At 40.0% G+C, this 17,857-nt stretch carries 17 protein-coding genes; 4 read left to right on the top strand and 13 right to left on the bottom strand.

Annotated elements, in window-relative coordinates:
- Window positions 1-93: 93 nt before the first annotated feature.
- Window positions 94-1,053: a transposase gene (locus tag OCU28_RS12035; RefSeq protein ID WP_261817936.1), complete on the bottom strand. Its 960-nt coding sequence runs from the start codon at window positions 1,051-1,053 to the stop codon at window positions 94-96.
- 159 nt (window positions 1,054-1,212) lie between these two features.
- On the bottom strand, window positions 1,213-1,644 hold the full coding sequence (locus OCU28_RS12040; protein ID WP_261817937.1) for a universal stress protein: 432 nt from the start codon (window positions 1,642-1,644) through the stop codon (window positions 1,213-1,215).
- 416 nt (window positions 1,645-2,060) lie between these two features.
- Between OCU28_RS12040 and OCU28_RS12045 the strand changes: the two genes are divergently transcribed.
- Window positions 2,061-2,744 carry a hypothetical protein gene (locus tag OCU28_RS12045; protein ID WP_261817938.1) on the top strand — a complete coding sequence of 228 codons (684 nt, stop codon included), beginning with the start codon at window positions 2,061-2,063 and terminating at the stop codon, window positions 2,742-2,744.
- A 48-nt stretch (window positions 2,745-2,792) separates the two neighbouring features.
- Here OCU28_RS12045 and OCU28_RS12050 read toward each other — a convergent pair whose 3' ends face one another.
- Together OCU28_RS12050 and OCU28_RS12055 are read right to left on the bottom strand one after the other, a co-directional pair.
- Complete coding sequence (locus tag OCU28_RS12050) at window positions 2,793-4,151, bottom strand: MATE family efflux transporter (RefSeq protein ID WP_261817939.1); 1,359 nt, start codon at window positions 4,149-4,151, stop codon at window positions 2,793-2,795.
- A gap of 66 nt (window positions 4,152-4,217) precedes the next feature.
- Window positions 4,218-5,207: a zinc-dependent alcohol dehydrogenase family protein gene (locus OCU28_RS12055; protein WP_261817940.1), complete on the bottom strand. Its 990-nt coding sequence runs from the start codon at window positions 5,205-5,207 to the stop codon at window positions 4,218-4,220.
- A gap of 310 nt (window positions 5,208-5,517) precedes the next feature.
- On the opposite strand from OCU28_RS12055, the gene OCU28_RS12060 reads away from it, so the two are divergent.
- Both OCU28_RS12060 and OCU28_RS12065 read left to right on the top strand, forming a co-directional pair.
- Window positions 5,518-6,003 (top strand): VOC family protein, encoded by a 486-nt coding sequence (locus OCU28_RS12060; protein ID WP_261817941.1) that lies wholly within the window; start codon window positions 5,518-5,520, stop codon window positions 6,001-6,003.
- Window positions 6,004-6,262: 259 nt separating this feature from the next.
- Window positions 6,263-7,237, top strand: coding sequence for a hypothetical protein (locus OCU28_RS12065; protein ID WP_261817942.1), 975 nt, complete (start codon window positions 6,263-6,265; stop codon window positions 7,235-7,237).
- A gap of 87 nt (window positions 7,238-7,324) precedes the next feature.
- Here the strand turns inward: OCU28_RS12065 and OCU28_RS12070 are convergent, their stop codons facing one another.
- The 4 genes from OCU28_RS12070 to OCU28_RS12085 all read right to left on the bottom strand — a co-directional run bounded on the left by OCU28_RS12070 (window position 7,325) and on the right by OCU28_RS12085 (window position 10,822).
- Window positions 7,325-8,305 carry an alpha/beta hydrolase gene (locus OCU28_RS12070; RefSeq protein WP_261817943.1) on the bottom strand — a complete coding sequence of 327 codons (981 nt, stop codon included), beginning with the start codon at window positions 8,303-8,305 and terminating at the stop codon, window positions 7,325-7,327.
- Between the two features lie 225 nt (window positions 8,306-8,530).
- Window positions 8,531-9,022: a hypothetical protein gene (locus OCU28_RS12075; RefSeq protein ID WP_017031652.1), complete on the bottom strand. Its 492-nt coding sequence runs from the start codon at window positions 9,020-9,022 to the stop codon at window positions 8,531-8,533.
- Between the two features lie 241 nt (window positions 9,023-9,263).
- Window positions 9,264-10,400 carry a winged helix-turn-helix domain-containing protein gene (locus OCU28_RS12080; protein ID WP_261818300.1) on the bottom strand — a complete coding sequence of 379 codons (1,137 nt, stop codon included), beginning with the start codon at window positions 10,398-10,400 and terminating at the stop codon, window positions 9,264-9,266.
- Window positions 10,400-10,822, bottom strand: a complete 423-nt coding sequence (locus tag OCU28_RS12085; protein ID WP_261817944.1) for a MarR family winged helix-turn-helix transcriptional regulator — start codon at window positions 10,820-10,822, stop codon at window positions 10,400-10,402. The genes OCU28_RS12080 and OCU28_RS12085 overlap by 1 nt, the downstream gene beginning before the upstream one ends.
- Window positions 10,823-10,930: 108 nt before the next feature.
- Here OCU28_RS12085 and OCU28_RS12090 point away from each other — a divergent pair, with 108 nt between their 5' ends.
- Window positions 10,931-11,242 carry a DUF3861 domain-containing protein gene (locus tag OCU28_RS12090; protein WP_261817945.1) on the top strand — a complete coding sequence of 104 codons (312 nt, stop codon included), beginning with the start codon at window positions 10,931-10,933 and terminating at the stop codon, window positions 11,240-11,242.
- A 37-nt stretch (window positions 11,243-11,279) separates the two neighbouring features.
- Here OCU28_RS12090 and OCU28_RS12095 read toward each other — a convergent pair whose 3' ends face one another.
- From OCU28_RS12095 to arcA, 5 genes are all read right to left on the bottom strand, one after another.
- Window positions 11,280-12,383: a DUF3541 domain-containing protein gene (locus OCU28_RS12095; RefSeq protein WP_261817946.1), complete on the bottom strand. Its 1,104-nt coding sequence runs from the start codon at window positions 12,381-12,383 to the stop codon at window positions 11,280-11,282.
- A 115-nt stretch (window positions 12,384-12,498) separates the two neighbouring features.
- A complete protein-coding gene (locus OCU28_RS12100; protein ID WP_261817947.1) occupies window positions 12,499-12,984 on the bottom strand; it encodes an arginine repressor in 486 nt (161 codons plus the stop codon).
- A 920-nt stretch (window positions 12,985-13,904) separates the two neighbouring features.
- Window positions 13,905-14,915 (bottom strand): ornithine carbamoyltransferase, encoded by a 1,011-nt coding sequence (locus tag OCU28_RS12105; RefSeq protein WP_261817948.1) that lies wholly within the window; start codon window positions 14,913-14,915, stop codon window positions 13,905-13,907.
- 78 nt (window positions 14,916-14,993) lie between these two features.
- Entirely contained in the window at window positions 14,994-15,908 is a 915-nt protein-coding gene (arcC, locus tag OCU28_RS12110) for a carbamate kinase (protein WP_261817949.1), read from the bottom strand.
- Between the two features lie 53 nt (window positions 15,909-15,961).
- On the bottom strand, window positions 15,962-17,182 hold the full coding sequence (gene arcA, locus OCU28_RS12115) for an arginine deiminase (RefSeq protein WP_261817950.1): 1,221 nt from the start codon (window positions 17,180-17,182) through the stop codon (window positions 15,962-15,964).
- Window positions 17,183-17,857 lie beyond the last annotated feature (675 nt).

Genomic DNA, 17,857 nt, shown 5'->3' on the forward strand with positions numbered 1-17,857 from the left:
GAGATTTCTTGTGTATTATCGAAGATCTTGGATGTTTTAGATGCTTAAGTTTGGTTAGTCGAATTGCTCTGTCATCAACAGTGTTGATTGATATTAGTCTAATTTATATGCATGTATCTTGGCTTTTCCCAAGGCGCGTTTGGCTGGTTCAATGGTAACTGGAGCACCAATAGCAGTTATGTTTGTTTTTTCCAGCTCAGAGCATACAGTAAGCCAATTTTTTTGATTGAAGGATAATCTGTCTAATATGGGAGGAACATTATCGGGTATAGAGCCTTTATTACCTCTGAATTGTCTCGCTGACCAATCAACAAGATTTATGTAGTCAAAGATGTCGAAAGGAATACTGTATTGAGTGTTTTGTTTGTTCGTCGGCTGAAATGGATGTAGAAATGACGGGTTGGGCAATTTATTCTGCAATGCTTTTAGTCTAATTTGTATTGACGTAAAGTCAGAGGACTCGGGAGTTTTAGCTATCCCCGCTCTAACGGGATTAAGGTCCACATAAGCCATGGCCGCTGCAAGTGCTTTTTCGTCAAGTAGCGCTTGGCTTTTAAATCTACTCTCCCAAAAATGACCTTTACACCCATCTTCTTGGTTTGCTCTACAGGCGATATAAAAGTTAATCTCTTTCATGTACCAACTAAGACTACAAAGTCTCTCACGCCATAAGCTAATGATTTCAAGGCATTGATTTTCTTCATGTTGAGTTGTAATTAGCTGCTGGCACCATCGAGCGATTAATGATGGGAGTTTGTGCAGTCTTGCCCATCGTTCAATTACCTCAATATTTGAGAGTGACTCAAGCTGTTCAAGATTTATATGGACGACTACATGGTAATGATTACTCATAATTGCATAGGAGCAGAGGTTGATACAATAGACTTGGCTTAACAGTTTTAAACGCTTTTCGATCCAACTCTTTCGGTGTTCATAGCTAATATTTTTTTTCTTATCTCGACCACAGAGATAACTTTGCCTTACACACCGAGATACGCAGTGGTAATAAGGAGTTGCTTCAACTGAAATTAGTTGCTTTCTGGCGGTTGTCACAATATGCCCTTAATAGGTTCAGCTTATGAAGTGATAGCTCAATCTAACTTAAAGTGCGTAAAAAACTGCCGTTTTGGGGTGAAATTCATACTAAATTTCATACTTTTTACATGCGTATCTTAAAAAATGGAGACACATAGTGCCTCCATATCTAGCCTGTCATTCCCCCTTTGGAAGTGGAACAATTAAGATATCGGCGGGAGAATAATCTATAAGGTGTTTGGAATAAGAAACAATACGACTCCAAAAATCATGGTGGTGACCACAAATGATAAGGTCAATATGATTATCGTTAACCATATGCTCAACTTTCTCACTAAGATCACCAGTGCCAACCCAAATATGACTAACCGGGTATTGAGTGGATTTAATTAGAGAACTAAGTTGTTCAACGGAGCGTTTTTTTAATGGGGGTTCACTATCAGTGGCTTGCAGATCAATTAGTTCAGGGTAAATTTCACCATGTGAACCATCGACATGAACAAATGACAACTTAGAATTAAACTGCTCAGCGATTAAACTAGCCTTGTTAATTAAGGTTTGGCACTCTTTGGATAGCTCCAGTGCAACTAGAATATGTTTGTAGCGCATATACAGACCTCATTTTTATTGAAGACCCTTAAAGCATACAAGTAGTTGGTAAAAAATGATGTAGCCCATACCTCACATCTTTTGGAATATTCAACGTTTATCACATTGATTTTTATATCGCCCACCTTTAGTAAGTGTGCACTTACTTTTATTCAATTCATTTAACTACAACTTACCTCAATGTTGGTGTATGCCCTCGATTGATTTGGATTTCTGATGGTTAGGTGTGTGTCCTTGATGTGATTTTTATTTGAGTATTAGAGCGAATTTATTTTGTGATAACTACCACACTAATTAGGCGTTCTTTTGCATATGTTGGAAACTCATACTTAGATCACATCTACTAATACAATAGGATTGTATTCTTTTATTACTTTATAAAAGGGACATACACCATAGAGGTTAGGGTTTAAATTATGAAAAAAGTATATTTAGGTTTGGCTATTGCTGGACTTTTAGCTGGCTGTGCTTCAACAACAGAGACTACAACATCAGCTAAAAAAGAAATGAACACAGCTACAGGACCTGTTGCTGTAATTACTTCAAGTGCAAGCTCTTTAATTCAAGACCCTCAACTCACTGCTTTTAGAAGCAACAGTGGCAAAAGTGATGTTTGGAACAAGGATGCAAACAAAAACAATGGGCTTGGTGATGTAGGTAGTTCTAAAGACACTGCATACGGTGACGAAGGCTCAGCACGTATTCGCTTCATCGATTCTTCAGATGATTTCTCAGCAACTCCAGGCTTGAGCCAAACTGTAACCGGACTAAAGTCGAACACAGATTACGTTTTATCGTTCTACTATAATGATAAAAAAGGTGACAACTCTCCAAGTGAATTGCTTGCGGGTGCTAAGGGCGCTGATGGCAAGGTCTTAGGTGAAAAAGCAATCCATGTGAGAGATCTAAGCACTAGCCCAAGAGGTGAAGTTAAAAAAGATTTCCGCCAAGCTCAAGTAGAATTTAATAGCGGTGATAACACTAGCGTGACTATCTATACCCATATGAGCATTGTTGATCTTAACAACATTGATATGAATGGTGATATCGGTAAACAAACGGAAGTTCGTGTTGATGAGTTTGCACTTACGACTAAGTAATAATCAATAATCATTTAAATGGGCTCGGCTAAAAATGCAGAGCCTTTTTTATTGGGGAATGCTATTTGTTCTTATAAAACAAGGGAATGATTGTATCTTTTGTTTGATTTTATACCAAGCATATAAGCCGGATAAAATATATGCGCTAGCTACCGACAATATTAAAGCATGTATATCAGATAGTATTATCCCAACTGTAACCGCAGGAATATATAGAACAATCAAGCGTATAAAAGAAATGGAAAGTGCGGTATTGGGCGCTCTAAGAGCGTTGCACGCTGATACCATTAACATGCACACACCTAATGGTCCGTAACTTATAGGCACAATCTTAAGTGCATAATTTAACCAACTGGCAATATTAGCTTGCTGGTCAATCAAAGCGACGACACTATGCGCACAAAAGATCAATATCAAGGCAATACAGGCATGATATATAAGTAAAAACCGAGTAGTGATTGCTAACAGCTTAGTGATTTTCTCATGCTTATTCTCACCTAGATAGCGGCCAATCATTGGTGGTACCGACATGGTAAGGGCTAAAGTAAATACGAGTAGGAAGCTTTCTATACGAGCAAATAGACTCCAGAAAGCGATAGCATCTGTTCCCAAGCGTGATACTAGCATCATAGCGATAAAGCTACTGATTGACGGCAGCATTTGATTGGTTGTGGTTGGAACCGCCATCGAAATAAGGTCTTTTGTATACTCCCATGTGGAGCGATCCCATCTTATAACACCAAACCAACTTAATTTATTAGCGCGATAAACCATAAACAGCGCACAGCTAGCATAACCAATACTTGAGGAGATTGCCGCTCCAATCATCCCTAGCTTAAAAGTAAAGATAAGCAGCGGATCTAAAACAAGATTGATAAGACTAGCCGCGAGGAACATTTTCCCCGTAATTTTGGTATCTTGATTGGCTCTATACACACAAGATGTGAGATAGAGTACGGCTACCATAAGCGCACTAAATAACCAGTATGGCCAATAGTTGGTAAACAAAATCTGAAGATGATAACGCTGTGCTAAAGGTGTGTGTCCTGAAATAAAGGCGTTAAATATGTGGTGTTGGTTTATCCATAAAATCACACAGATACTCGCCATGAATAAAGTGCCACCAACAACAGATAGTGTTGCTGTCGTCGTGGCTTTTATTTGATGGCAGGCACCGCAAGCTTGCGCAATTATTGATGTGGCCGCAACCCCTATACCAACTTGAAGACCAACCAATAGAGCCTGAAAGGGTAGGGTTAAACCATGAACGGTTAGCTCATCAACACCCAGCATGCCAATGAACACCGAATCTACCAGCTGCACTAGCATGATAGAAAATAGCCCGAGTGTTAATGGCAAAGTTCGAAGTATGATTTGTTTTAGGGTTGGTGAGAGTTTAAGCATCATGGGTAGCTTTTATGTTGAGATATAAAAAAGGGGCCCAGTTAGGCCCCTATTGGGATAGAATCGATATTATTGAATATCTACAACCACTTTACCCATCGCTTGGCCACTAGCAAGACGCTTGTGTGCGTCTGCAGTTTGTTCAAGAGTGAATGATGAATCATCGAGAACCGGTTTTAGTGCCCCTGCTTCTACGATTTTGGCTAGAGCTGCTAGAATTTCACCGTGTGCAGTGCGATTTACGTTGTGGATCATAGGAAGCAGCATAAATACGACGTGCAGTGACAATCCCTTCATATGTAGCATAGTGAGATCTTGCTCATGGAAGGCGAGTGTTGTAGCAATTTGACCATTGAGTTTCGCCGCTTCAATTGAGTTGTTCGTGTTTGCTCCACCTACTGAGTCTAGGATGACATCAAAACCAGTACCTTGCGTGTACTGTTCAACGTAATCGGATACAGATTCAGTTTTGAAATCAATAGAGGTGGCACCTAATTTCTCAATGAGAGAGCTTTGTTGTTCACCAGTACCGGTAGCATAGACTTCAGTACCGAAATATTTAGCAAGTTGGATAGCTACGTGACCTACGCCACCAGCACCACCATGTACTAAAACCTTTTGGCCTTCTTTAATGCCCGCTCGGGTAAGTCCTTCATAAGCGGTAATACCAACCAAAGGAAGTGCTGCTGCTTCGCGCATGCTTAGGTTACTAGGTTTATGTGCGATAAGACGAACATCTGCTAGCATAAATTGCGCAAGAGAACCTGGCAGGTCACCTAAACCACCAGCACAGCCGTAAACTTCATCGCCAACAGTATATTCTGTTACGCCTTCACCAACTGCTTCTACCGTACCAGCAAAGTCCATACCCAGAATACCAGGTAGGCTTGGTGCGAATGGAAGGGATTCACCCATTTCACGAATCATCATGTCGATGGTGTTGATACTTGAAGCTGCGATTTTAACTAGTACATTGCCTGCTTTGATTTCTGGGGTAGGTAGTTCCGCAGTTTCAAATACATCTGCACCACCAAATTCACGAATAATTGAAGCTTTCATAGGATTAACTCTCTGTAATGATGTTGTGTGCAGCCAGTATATTGATTTTCCAAATAATGATAATACAGCAGATAACTAAATCAGTTTCAATATTTTGTATATAATGTCCGCGCACAAATGAGACTGTCCTGAAATCAAGTTAGATTTAGGTGGGTATACAAACGAGACTGTCCCGAAATCAAAGTAGGCTTTTGATAATGTAAAATTATCAAATAGATAATTTATGATAATTTTTAGTGATTACTGTTTGGGCATATACTCTCCTCATCGCAACAGAATATGAAATAGATATTAAAGGGTGAGGTAGATTATGAAGATGAATCATGTAGGCATTATGGTCGGTGATATGGAAAAAGCTGTTGAGTTTTATACTAAAGCTTTAGGTCTAAAGATCGTAATGAATAACACTAAGGTAATCGAAGAGCGTGAATCTGCAATCGGCAGAATGTGTATCGCCGTTTTTGGAGAAGGCTTTAAGGGCTTTAATATTGCACATCTTGTGACAAGTGATGGTATCGGTGTTGAGATGTTTGAGATGAAGGAACGTCAGCAGCGTCATGAGGTTGATTTCTCTCGCTTGGGTATCTTTCATTTCTGTTTGCAAACCGATGACTTTGAAGGCGCTATTAAAAGAGTCGAGCAATTTGGCGGTAAGGCGCGTATGGATATTATGCGCTATCACCCAGAAGATGATTCTAAGCCAGCACAAATGGTCTATTTAGAAGACCCGTTTGGTAATCTTTTTGAGTTGTACTCGCACACTTATGAAGAGACATACGCTTCAGACTACGAGTAGTCATAGCGTCTATTATTGAAGACTGTCCCATCTGGGACAGTCTTTTTGTTTAGAGGTAACAACATAGGCTGGCGATAAAAGGTGAACAATATGAAACCATGTGTTCATGGTAAAAAATATTTTAAAGGTTACAATTTTTGTTAAGTGTGTGGCTATATCATTTTGCTTTTTAGGCTCTAGTTATTTATCGCGTCAGTTGTTATTGCAGATAACGTAAAAAGTAGATTAAAGACCACCTTAATAGATATGAGGTAACACCATGAAAATTAAACTTTTAGCACTAGTAGTTGCGCCAATCATTCTCAGTGGTTGTGGTGGCGGTAGTTCAAGTGATCATGCTGTGAACAACGATCTAGATGGAAGTTCTATTGATACCAGTTGGAGTAAAGATACGACTCCTATGCCCCTAACTGAGCTTACGCCAACTACTGAAATACCAAAGTATGTAGAAGTGCCTGAGCCGAATAAGCAGTTTGAACCCATCCCATATGTGGTAGATCAACCAGATTCGTATCGATGGATACAAGACAACCAAAACATAGTTATGGAATTTGCCGATGCCGGATTTAATGAGGTCCAGGTATACGATCTGTGTAGTAATATACCGGATGATGCAAAGGTTTCTTTTTGTGTTGCCAATGATCCAGCTGATACCAATCAATCTGCGTATTACAAGTTTGATTCACAAAGCTATGATCTAGATAAGGTTAAGCAGGTCTTCGGTCAAACGACGCTTGTTTATACCCCTAAAAAGAAAGAAATGGTGATCACTAAGTCGGTTTCTCAAAGCCAAACTGAACAGCTGCACAATAAGTGTGGGATAGCAAACCCGTTAGCTAGTATAGATAAATTGGTACTTGAAAATGGGGTAGCGACGCCAGCCTCATTGGCTGCAACGGTGAATTCTCAAGCTGATCCGCAAGGTTCTGAGGTCAGAAGTACATATGTTGACTATAGCTGTACACCTGCAGGTCAATCCTTTACTGCGGCCAATTGGCATCCAGTAACCTATACAGAGACAGTTTCCGTAACCCTTCCTATGGACAGTGAGGCGGTTAAGGAATTGAGAGAGATGTACTTGAATCACAACCCAGATAAGATAGCAACGCCGATAGAACACTTGCAACTTATCAATAATACATCGAAAGTCTCTCTTACCGAAGGCATGACCCCAAGCCTAATATCTTCACTCAATGACCATATCGAGAAAATACTTATCGGCGTGGATTATTAAGTGATTGTCCGTTCGTTGTATAGGAGCTCTGATGAGCTCCTTTTTTTGCAAACTCGATATCAACCTACTTTCAAGTAACTCCTGCGGCTAACACCGATAGACGTTCACTCTGTCGTCAAATACAAATCCATCGACATTTTGTCCTTTATTGCCATTTAGCACCGCATCAAAGAAATTCTTGGTAGGATTATTGGTAGCTCTGTTAAAGGTGCCTTTCTTGTTTTTATAGAATATGCCGTGGGTATTACCAATATCCGCACCATCAGTAAAATCAAAATAGGTTGCATTATCGGCATTGAGGTTACGTGCTGTGCGGCCTAAACGGTCTTTTTGGAAGTTCGCATCTGACCACTTTAAGACATAGTCATTTTCATTGATGGTGATATAGACATGTTTACCTGATTGGATCTGCTCTACCCATAGTGCGTGGTTGTGATTATCAACATCTGCTTGGCACAAGATAATGTTGTCAAATATATGAGTTTCGTCTTCATATTGGGCGTTATTTATATAGTTTTGTAGCAAGAAGTTGCCTTGGCTATAAGCCATGAGGGACAGTTTAGTTTCGCAAGTTTCAAGGGCTGGTTTATTGAAAGGTGTTTTAAGATAGACTCCAATTTTTTCAAGTGTTGCATCTAGTGCGCCAACAGATGCTTGTGCGTTGCGCTTGGCTTGTCGATACTCTGAAGTCATAAACCCGCCTGGGTTGGATGGCCATGAGAAAGCGATGACTTCGACATTATAAGCCTGTTCAATGGCCAGTGATTTCTCTAAATTTTTGCTAAAGCTTTGATTGAAGCCATGTATGAAGAAAACACAATTCTTATTGCTGGTGGCGAGATCACGACGCATGCTATTAAACACGTGTTTTGATGGAATATTGTCTAGGGTTAATTTTGACGGCTCGGCAACCAAGCGCACTTGCCATTGGTCATCTACTTTTACGGCGTGAGCTAGCCGTACTTCATTTGGTCCCTTGGCATTGATTTTGTCACCAAACGCTTGGTGATCTCCCACGCCATCTTTAAAGTTTGCGTGATTGATGTTTCTATTGGTAATGATAAGCATGGATATAAATCCTTTTATATCAAGTTATAGTTTGCCGACTATCATTAGCATAGTTCAGTTTGTAGGCTTGTCGTAACCACTGTTTTTAAGTGAGTTAGTCAGAATTTGAGGGCTTGTATAACAAGCAAAAGGAAGGCTTGGGGTGATATTTCTGAGCTCAGAGCAATAAAAAAGCAGCGATTAAAAATCACTGCTTTTATCTGGAGTTTGAATTCTTAACGCCGATTAGTCTTTACTAGTAAACACGTAGTATATCGTTAATGCTGTACCAAAAACGAGCGCCAAACCGGTTGGAATAGCTAATGCGGCAATGGTTTCATGCGCCGCTGACTTACCAATAATTGGGGTAACAAAGGCCATTAGTGTCCATACAAATACACCGTAACCTGCAGCACCTAGACCGGTAATAGTACTAACAACTTTTTTCTTTTTATCAGAAATGTTACAAAAACCTAGTGCAAGGATGGTTGCCAGTGACGCTGTACCCATAGCAGCAGAGTGTAAGTGAGCGCGCTTAATGTAATCTTTTGCTTTTGAAAAAGCAGTATCTTGATCTTTCACTGAATCAAAGTTGCTGGCATGCACAACATAAACTTGGTCATGAAAATATGCTTTCATTGTGCTGTTCGCAGCTCCAAATACACAGCCCAAGCCGTATCCAAATAGTATTGTGATTAAGCTTAGCAGTACGCCAATTTTAATTGGTTTGATTTTCATTGTATTCCCTAATGCGCTAATAGAATTTAATGCACTTTACCATGATAGGAAAAAATACAGGCTTCGCAATGTAATGTTGCAATTTTGTACTGTCAGTCGACTTTTTAGTGTCGTGTGTGCTAAAAATCTGGCTGCTTTCTATGTGATTTGGCTCACATTTATTATGGATGTTTGATAATTTTATTATTATTTATCTAATTTTTAGCCGGTAGCATAGGAGAGATTAGTTGCAACAACCAAGTTAATACGTTGTTATTTTTCTTATAGTGTGCTGTTGGCAGTTATTGAAATTAGAAAACTCAATTAGCTCATGTTCAAGGGCAGAAAAAAAAGCATCATTGTGCTTGAGTTTGCTTTCAACAACCAAGTTTTTTACGATTAAACTAGCTGATGATTTATCAACCTTACAGTCTACTTGAGCTACGAGTCGACCATCCCACAGTATAGGTAAGCTAAAATAACCAAACCTTCGCTTACTTTCAGGAACGTAGCACTCTAATAAGTAATCAAAATTAAAAAGTGTCTGGGTGCGCTTTCTTTGTATAAGTAAATTGTCAAACGGCGATAGGATTTTTGCTTGTTTTCGATTTAGCCTACGCTGTAAAAGATTAATGTAATCTGGAAGTGAGAAATAGGTGCTTTGTTGAACCTTTACGATAACTATCTTTTGTTGTTGTACGAGCTCATTGAGGCGAGATTGAACCTCACTTTTAGTGTTTTTTAATAAGTAGGTGATCTGCGCTAATGTGCCAAGCCCATTCGCTTTTAAATAACGGATGATGAGAAAGTGGGCATACTCTTTTGGTGAGGGAATACGAGTGTCAATATTATCAGGTAACACCCTGTTAGTGATATCGTAGACTTTGTGGAATTTTTTGCGCTCGCGAATCATAAGATCGCCTTGCATATATAGACACTCCAACGCCTGTTTAGTCGGTTTACTCCCCCAAACGTGTTTCTGTTTTTGTTGTGATTCGAAATCTTTGGCCATTAGTGGTCCTTCATCTTCTATTCGTTGAAGGATCCTCGCCATTAGTTGTTCATCTTTTTTAAACCAGTGGTGCAGCTCTCCTGTCTTAATGGCAAGTTTTCTGGGAAGTGAGTAGCGATAATCCCGCATTGGTAAATAGGAAGCGGCATGGGACCAGTATTCGAAAATCTTGCGCTCAGCTAACAGGTTATCAAGTTGACTAGGGTGATAGTTTGAATTGCGACTCCATAATATATGATGGTGAGCGCGCTGAACTACCGATATAGTATCTATCTGTACATAGCCCAACTGTTCAAAGATATCTAAACTGCTATTTCCGCCTTTGCTTGGTAACCATTGGCAAAGGAGAATCAGTTTTTGAGCTTGTGCGCGCGACAATATCATAATTAATTCAGGTTTTGATGCATGGTTTCGGTAACCTCTTGGAAGCTATCAAGCTGTTGCTCAGATAGATTGTGGCACATATTCTGGAATATTTTTTTCTCCAATCCTTCCATTTTTTTCAGGATATCTATACCGGAGTCCGTAGTACTAAGTAATTGGCTGCGTTTATCTTTCGGGTTTGGAATCCGCATTATCATCTGCTCTTCAACGAGTGAGTTAATTAGGCGAGTGACTTGTGCTTTGTCTCGGTTAAGAAATTGAGCGATGTCATTAGCAGTGCAGTGCTGTTTTCTATCAATGATCTTGATTACACGGATATGCATTGGTGTGATACCAAGGTTGAGGGTTTCAACTTGCTCATGCATTTTGCGTTTTAACATCAAAACGAGATGGAACAAGCTATCAAATGATCTTGGCTTAGGCATAAAACCTCTCTGAAATATAGTTGACTTTATCAATTAATAGTATATAGTGGACTTTATCAACTATATACTAGGTTGATAAAAAATCCTATATTTATAAGCGGAGTTATTATGGAACGTTTAGTTAAAAAAGGTCATACATATCGCGTTGTCATCGAAGAGATCGGTAATGAGGATTTGAACAGTGCACAGAGTCTAGAATTTGAATTTCAAGACCGTGAAGACTTGTTTAATGCGGTACAAAATATTCGCAAAGGAAGTGGTTTAGAGTCAGATAAAGCGACAAGGGTTGCAGTGGCACTGCGCTTATTGGGCCCGATAATGATGGCTGATCGTAAGCACCCACTATTTATTGATTTTATGCCGCACTTTAAAACCTTTATGCAAAATTTAAAAACAACGGTAAAAAACGCCATCTCTTAAGCTTAGCTAAATTGCCGCCCAAGGATGGCGCTGACTTCTATTCTGCCTTAGCTACAATACTAAGTGGTAGAGACTGAAACATTTCAGGGTTGTGCGCAATGCTTGGACCACTGTTAGGTTGTTGCCAATCTAGAAGCATAATCGCAAGAACATTGCGGTGCTCCCCTAATGAGAAGTTAAAGTCACCTTTGTGCGACGGAACCATAAGTTCGGTCTGGTTTACAGATGCATAAATTCGACTTTCAATTTTTTGAACAATAGGGTCATCGCTAAGCCCTGCAAGCTTAAAGCTCAATCCTATCTCTGCAATTATATCCTCTTTGGCATTTGCCAGAATATCATCAATATTTTTTCTAAAATAGGCGTAAATCCAAGGGTGATCTGATTCTTTGACTGTATGTTGATAGTAACCAGAGTCAGCGATTATCACGTGAGTCATCCCGTACAACTTATTACCAAATTGTTGCTCTGACAGTTTGTAGTCATCGTGATCGGGATAGGTGTCTTTTAAGGTTTGGACAAATAGCTGGGTATAGTCTTTCTCGCCAATCTGCTTTAACCAATATGCCTGATTGGCAAGCTGCGCGGCCCATGCCCTTGTCATCACTTTGTCGGTAAAGAGCGCCTGAAAATCATAGTTGCGTAGCAGGCTTCTAAAGTAGGCATCTTTTTTATGCTTTAAGCCATAGTCATCTAAGCGAGCAATGTGATGGAGCAGATCAAGTGCAATATAAAAGTATTCGGGACGGTTTTTAGTCGCAGCATAGCGCAATTTGCTACGCTCATCGGTTCCTTTTTTATAGCCGGCAAGCCTGTCTTTTACATAGTCGTCCATCTCAGATTTAAAACGTAATTGGTGGGCGAGTTTATCCAGCCGAAGAGACATATCAGCAACATCTAGTCGTATTGGGGTTGTGTATTTAGGGTCAAGGGTTTGTCTATACATCCTTAAACCAAAATGGCTTTGTTTATAGACAGAAAGGGTGAAGAGATTATTTTCGTAATGTTGTTTAATCTTGGAAGAAGTAGAGACAAATGCTTGTTCTGTATTGGAGTGGCTGTGCCAATACGTAAAAACGATGCCGCTTAGAATAACAAGCGCTAATATGGTGAGTTTTAATCTATTACTTGAGGCTTTCATGAATGCATCTTTATTTATAGGTTAGATACAGACTAGCAAATTTATTCAGACTTTTATTAGAGATGTGTGAATATTTTTTGATTGGGGAAAGAGCGGCCATCCGTGGCGAGCAACCCTAGAATACACCTAGACGGCGACGTACAGATAATTCACACAGCTCGATTTCAGCAATAGACTTAGGAATAATCAATACAGTGTCATTCCCGCCAACCGTTCCTAAAATTGTTGGATCTGGATTGAAATCAATAAGGCGAGCTACCAGTTGTGCGCTGCCTGAATGGGTTTTAACAATAACCATGGATTGGTTATGTGTGATGAGTTCAATTTGAGATGCAATAGATGAGTTGAAGTGTACGGCAGTGTTTTCTGGCTGTAGGCAATAGACTTTTTTACCCATAGAGTTTGGTACCTTAACCACACCAAGTTGGCAAAGCAAACGCGAAACAGTTGATTGACTAATACCTTCAAAGCCACGTTGTTCTAAAGTAGCTCTAAGCTCATTTTGATTGTGAAAGCTTTGCTCTTGAAGTAACTGCTTACATACATGAGTCAGTTTCTTTTCTTCATTTCTTGACGTTCTTGCTGCTATCAATGCGTCCATAGTATCACCTTAGTAATTTATTATTGTTGTGGTTATGCATCCCTTTGCATCCTCTCGCGTCAATTAGTCTGACTTTGAGATAAAAATCCATTTTACTAAATTTTAGGTGGGTATTTTACCAATCTATATGCATTAATAACATGAAGACGATCACTTAAATCAAGTAATTATGCGGATATTCAATACTTAAAACATAAGATACAGGAATTATTATTAAACGCATCCCATACGCATATTGTTTTTTATTTAGGTATTTTTACAGGCAGCTTGATGCTATTAGCTGGTTGTTTTATGTTTTTTTAGATCTAAATTGAATAAAATATCGCCAGTAGGATGCTTTTTATAAAGGTTATTGATGACACGATTAATATATTACGAGCATTAGAGTCGAAAATTGGCTTACCACTAACCCCTTAAACCTAAGAACCATAGAATTCATAGATTCGAGGACAGGCACCTTATGATTGATTTCACACAGATATAGATTTGAGGACAGGCACCTTATGATTGGTTTCACACGGATATAGATTTAAGGACAGGCGCCTTATGATTGGTTTCGTACGGATATAGATTTAAGGACAGGCGCCTTATGATTGGTTTCGTACGGATATAGATTCGAGGACAGGCGCCTTATGATTGGTTTCATACGGATATAGATTCGAGGACAGGCACCTTATGCGCGGTTCCACACCGTCATAGGTTTCAAGTAGAAGGGTTACTTAAGTTGCTGCTGAGCAATGATAAAGGGTGGCGACATGGATTCATTGCAAATGAGGGAGGAGCTTAGAATACCAGTAAAGATAAGACAGTTTCTCTACCTTAATTTTACCTGCCGCCATAATTTAGAACTAATAATTTAAGGTTGGGAGCATTAAGTGGGCGACTCACTGGGTTTATTCCAGTAAAGCCGCCCGAATGGATTAGCTACCTAATGTAGCAACCATTACCGCCTTGATTGTGTGCATGCGGTTTTCTGCTTCGTCAAATACGATAGAGTGGTCTGACTCTAAAACTTCATCCGTTACTTCACATCCATCTTTTAGTACTGGGTATTCTGAAGCAAGTTGTTTACCAACTGCGGTATCTTCACCATGGAATGCAGGTAAGCAGTGCATAAACTTAACTTGTGGATTGCCAGTTGCTTTGATCATGTCCATGTTAACTTGGTAAGGAAGCATTAGGTTGATGCGCTCGTCCCAAGCTTCTTTTGCTTCGCCCATAGATACCCATACATCAGTGTATAAGAAATCACAGCCCTGAACGCCTTCAGCTACATCATCAGTCATGGTGATTTTCGCACCAGTGTGCTCAGCAATGGCGCGACATTCAGCTACAAGCTCTTCTTCTGGCCAGAATGCTTTTGGAGCAACTAGGTTGATTTCCATTCCCATTTTAGCCGCGCCAACCATTAGTGAGTTACCCATGTTGTTACGAGCATCACCTAAGTAAGCAAATTTCATTTCACTCAGTTGTTTAGTCGGGCAGTGTTCAATCATAGTTAGGAAGTCAGCTAAGATTTGAGTTGGGTGGAACTCATCGGTTAGGCCATTCCATACCGGTACGCCAGCATAAGCACCAAGTTCTTCAACAATTTCTTGACCATAGCCACGATATTCAATGCCGTCATACATGCGGCCTAGCACACGCGCTGTGTCTTTCATTGATTCTTTGTGTCCAATTTGAGAGCCAGTTGGGCCAAGGTAAGAAACTTGTGCGCCTTGGTCAAAAGCGGCTACTTCAAATGCGCAGCGAGTACGAGTTGAGGTTTTCTCAAAGATAAGAGCAATATTTTTGCCTTTAAGGCGAGGTTGCTCGTAACCATTGTATTTTGCTTTTTTCAATTCCATAGATAGGTCTAAGAAATGTTGAATCTCACGTGGAGTGAAGTCTAGTAGTTTTAAGAAATTACGGTTACGTAGATTAAAAGCCATGGTATTTTCCTTATTAGGGTATATGGCGCTATTCGTGTTTTGAAAAGCGCTTTATTATTATTTTAAAGTTCTATTGTGTTACACGTCACGGGTGATATTGGTTCCAGCGGTACCTTTTAGGATATCAAGGCCGTCTTTTAATGAACCGATACCAACAACTGTGCCGCCATTTTTGATAAATTCACATGAAGCATCGATCTTAGGCCCCATAGAGCCGGCATCAAATTCAATCTTTGATAGCTCACGTGGCGTAGCGTTTTTAATAACATGTTGGGTTGGTTTACCCCAATCAAGAAATACGCCATCGGCATCGGTTAGAATAAGCAGTGCATCGGCATTTAGTTGACGCGCTAGATAGGCCGCAGACATATCTTTATCGATTACCGCTTCAACACCAATAAGCTTGCCGTTTTCACGCTTAACTGGGATACCACCACCACCAGTACAGATCACTAGGTGACCTTCATCGACTAGTTTTTCAATCGCTTCATGCTCAACGATTCCAGTTGGCTCAGGGCTTGGAACAACGCGACGGAAATATTCACCATCAGGCTTTATTGTCCAGTGATACTTCTCTGCCATCTCACGTGCTTCAGTCTCAGCGTACACAGGGCCAATAGGTTTTGTTGGGTCTGCAAATGCTGGGTCTTTAGGGTCAACTGTCATTTGGGTAAGCATGCAGGTGACATTGGTGTTAGGCATTTTGTTTTTGAACTCTTGCATCAGCATATAACCGATCATGCCCTGAGTTTCACTACCAAGTACGTCGAGCGGGTATGGGCTTACCTTTTTGTACTCCAAACCTTGTAGTGCAAGTAGGCCAACTTGAGGTCCATTACCGTGTACTAGTACAACATTATATTCTTGAGCAATTTGAGAAATTGTCTCTACTGCAATCTGAATATTTTTGCGTTGAACATCCGCTTCCAATGGCTCGCCACGACGAAGTAGAGCATTACCACCAAGGGCAACGACAACAGTTTGTTTTGCCATAATTTTTACTCTCTATAATAAGTGGGGCTTTCGCCCCAGCTTGGACCATTGAATTAGATGCCATCACGCTCGATTGGGCAGCTCATGCAGCGAGCGCCACCTCGTCCACGACCAAGCTCATCGCCAGGAATAGGGAGTACAGTGATACCAGCTTTATCATATTTTTCATTGGTATAGGTGTTACGCTCGTATCCGATTACAACTCCAGGGCGAACGGTCAAGACGTTGTTCGCATCGTTCCATTGCTCACGCTCCGCTTCAAAGCTATCACCACCAGTGGTAATCAGATTCAACTTATCGACATGCAGTGCTTTTTCAATTGTGTGAATATATGAGTCTTGTTGTTTCGCCGTTACTCGGCCAGATTCATCACCAGTTAAACTCCACGTTTTCACATCATCAGGGATAACATTTGGATAGACAGAGAAAGTGTCTTCACGCATGTGAGTCATCACTGTATCTAGATGCATACATGAGCGGTCTTTCGGTAGCTCAAGAGCAATAACTTGCTTCGCTTGTCCGTGTTTGAATAGGTTTGATGCTAATTGTTCAACGCCTTGTGGGGTTGTACGCTCAGACATGCCAATCAATACAGCACCTTTACCGATAACCAATACATCACCACCTTCAATGGTTGAGTGATCATAGGTTTGTTGCTCATCACCAAAGTACTTAATGAAGTCTTGGCCTGCAAAAGTAGGGTGCCAGCGATAAATAGCACGGACATGATTAGTTTCACGTTGGCGAGCGACTTTTGCCATTGGGTTAATAGAAACACCACCGTAAATCCAGCAAGATGTGTCTCGCGTAAATAGATGGTTAGGTAGAGGGTCAATAATAAAGTCTGTTGGTTTAGACATTGAGTTAAGAATTGCAGAAGACTGCATTGGCATCTGACCGAAAGCTAGGCCGCCAGTTAGAATCTTCGCCAGCTCAAGGTTTGGCATATCAGCAAGGTAGCAGCGAACGTCATTAGCAAACATTGGCCCAAGGCGCATATCAGAGATTTGTGTTTGTAGTAACCATTCTTTAGCTTCAGAGACTGCAAGTGTTTCAGCGAGTAAATTGGTAAGAAGAAGAACCTCGACTCCTTGATCTCTTAACGTGTTTGCAAAAATATCATGTTCTTCACCTGCGCGCTCTACTGCAAGCACGTCATCAAATAATAAATCATGACAGTTAGAAGGAGTTAAATGTGTAAGGGAACGCTTTGGACGATGAAGAAGAACTCTTCGTAATTGCCCAACTTCTGAGCCTACATAGAATTTGCTCATATTATTATCTCTCTTATTATTTTGTGTGTTCACGTTATTTTCGTGTGGGTTTAACTAATTAAATCCCCGTTCTTTTCTGGAATTAATACTACTCCTAGGTTGCCATTTGTCACGAGAGGTTAATCACACATTTATTTAAAATAACCGATGCATTATTGTTTCTTCTGTTAACAATTAATATTCATTTTCACATGAGTGAATAACTAATTATCTATGCATTAAAAATGACTCCATAATCAGTTGTCGTTGTTAAGTTATTGTTTTTGAGTGATTTATTGAGGTGATATGTGATTATTCGTATTGTTTGTATGCATTCAGGTGCGCGTAATCTGCATAAAGTATCTAGGTGTAGTTGGTTGTAACATTTCGTTAACTTTAAATGTGAAAGTAAATTGATTTTAATCAATTTGAGTTATATTTAATTCAACTTCTTAATTAAATATAACTAGAAATAGAATGGGAGATATATTTATTTAGGTAAATATTAATAACGAATAAAACACATTACTTATTCTATTTAACCTAATTTATATTTGTGAACTTGGTATTAATTATTATATGTATTTAATTAAATGAGCGGTGTATCGATGTATCGATGATGCGATCCACAGAACCAAAGGACCATAGGGCCACAGAACCGCACTTCCTCCCCCGTCATGCCGGTGGTCTTTTAAG

Source organism: Vibrio gallicus (assembly GCF_024346875.1).
Lineage (GTDB): Bacteria > Pseudomonadota > Gammaproteobacteria > Enterobacterales > Vibrionaceae > Vibrio > Vibrio gallicus.

Coding starts and splice junctions, on each gene's coding strand:
- OCU28_RS12085 (WP_261817944.1), bottom strand. CDS start 10,822: ATGCCTAAGCCAAGATCATTTGATAGCTTGTTCCATCTCGTTTTGATG.
- OCU28_RS12100 (WP_261817947.1), bottom strand. CDS start 12,984: ATGGACGCATTGATAGCAGCAAGAACGTCAAGAAATGAAGAAAAGAAA.
- OCU28_RS12060 (WP_261817941.1), top strand. CDS start 5,518: ATGAAGATGAATCATGTAGGCATTATGGTCGGTGATATGGAAAAAGCT.
- OCU28_RS12055 (WP_261817940.1), bottom strand. CDS start 5,207: ATGAAAGCTTCAATTATTCGTGAATTTGGTGGTGCAGATGTATTTGAA.
- OCU28_RS12040 (WP_261817937.1), bottom strand. CDS start 1,644: ATGCGCTACAAACATATTCTAGTTGCACTGGAGCTATCCAAAGAGTGC.
- arcC (WP_261817949.1), bottom strand. CDS start 15,908: ATGGCAAAACAAACTGTTGTCGTTGCCCTTGGTGGTAATGCTCTACTT.
- OCU28_RS12075 (WP_017031652.1), bottom strand. CDS start 9,022: ATGAAAATCAAACCAATTAAAATTGGCGTACTGCTAAGCTTAATCACA.
- OCU28_RS12090 (WP_261817945.1), top strand. CDS start 10,931: ATGGAACGTTTAGTTAAAAAAGGTCATACATATCGCGTTGTCATCGAA.
- OCU28_RS12070 (WP_261817943.1), bottom strand. CDS start 8,305: ATGCTTATCATTACCAATAGAAACATCAATCACGCAAACTTTAAAGAT.
- OCU28_RS12065 (WP_261817942.1), top strand. CDS start 6,263: ATGAAAATTAAACTTTTAGCACTAGTAGTTGCGCCAATCATTCTCAGT.
- OCU28_RS12105 (WP_261817948.1), bottom strand. CDS start 14,915: ATGGCTTTTAATCTACGTAACCGTAATTTCTTAAAACTACTAGACTTC.
- OCU28_RS12045 (WP_261817938.1), top strand. CDS start 2,061: ATGAAAAAAGTATATTTAGGTTTGGCTATTGCTGGACTTTTAGCTGGC.
- arcA (WP_261817950.1), bottom strand. CDS start 17,182: ATGAGCAAATTCTATGTAGGCTCAGAAGTTGGGCAATTACGAAGAGTT.
- OCU28_RS12095 (WP_261817946.1), bottom strand. CDS start 12,383: ATGAAAGCCTCAAGTAATAGATTAAAACTCACCATATTAGCGCTTGTT.
- OCU28_RS12050 (WP_261817939.1), bottom strand. CDS start 4,151: ATGATGCTTAAACTCTCACCAACCCTAAAACAAATCATACTTCGAACT.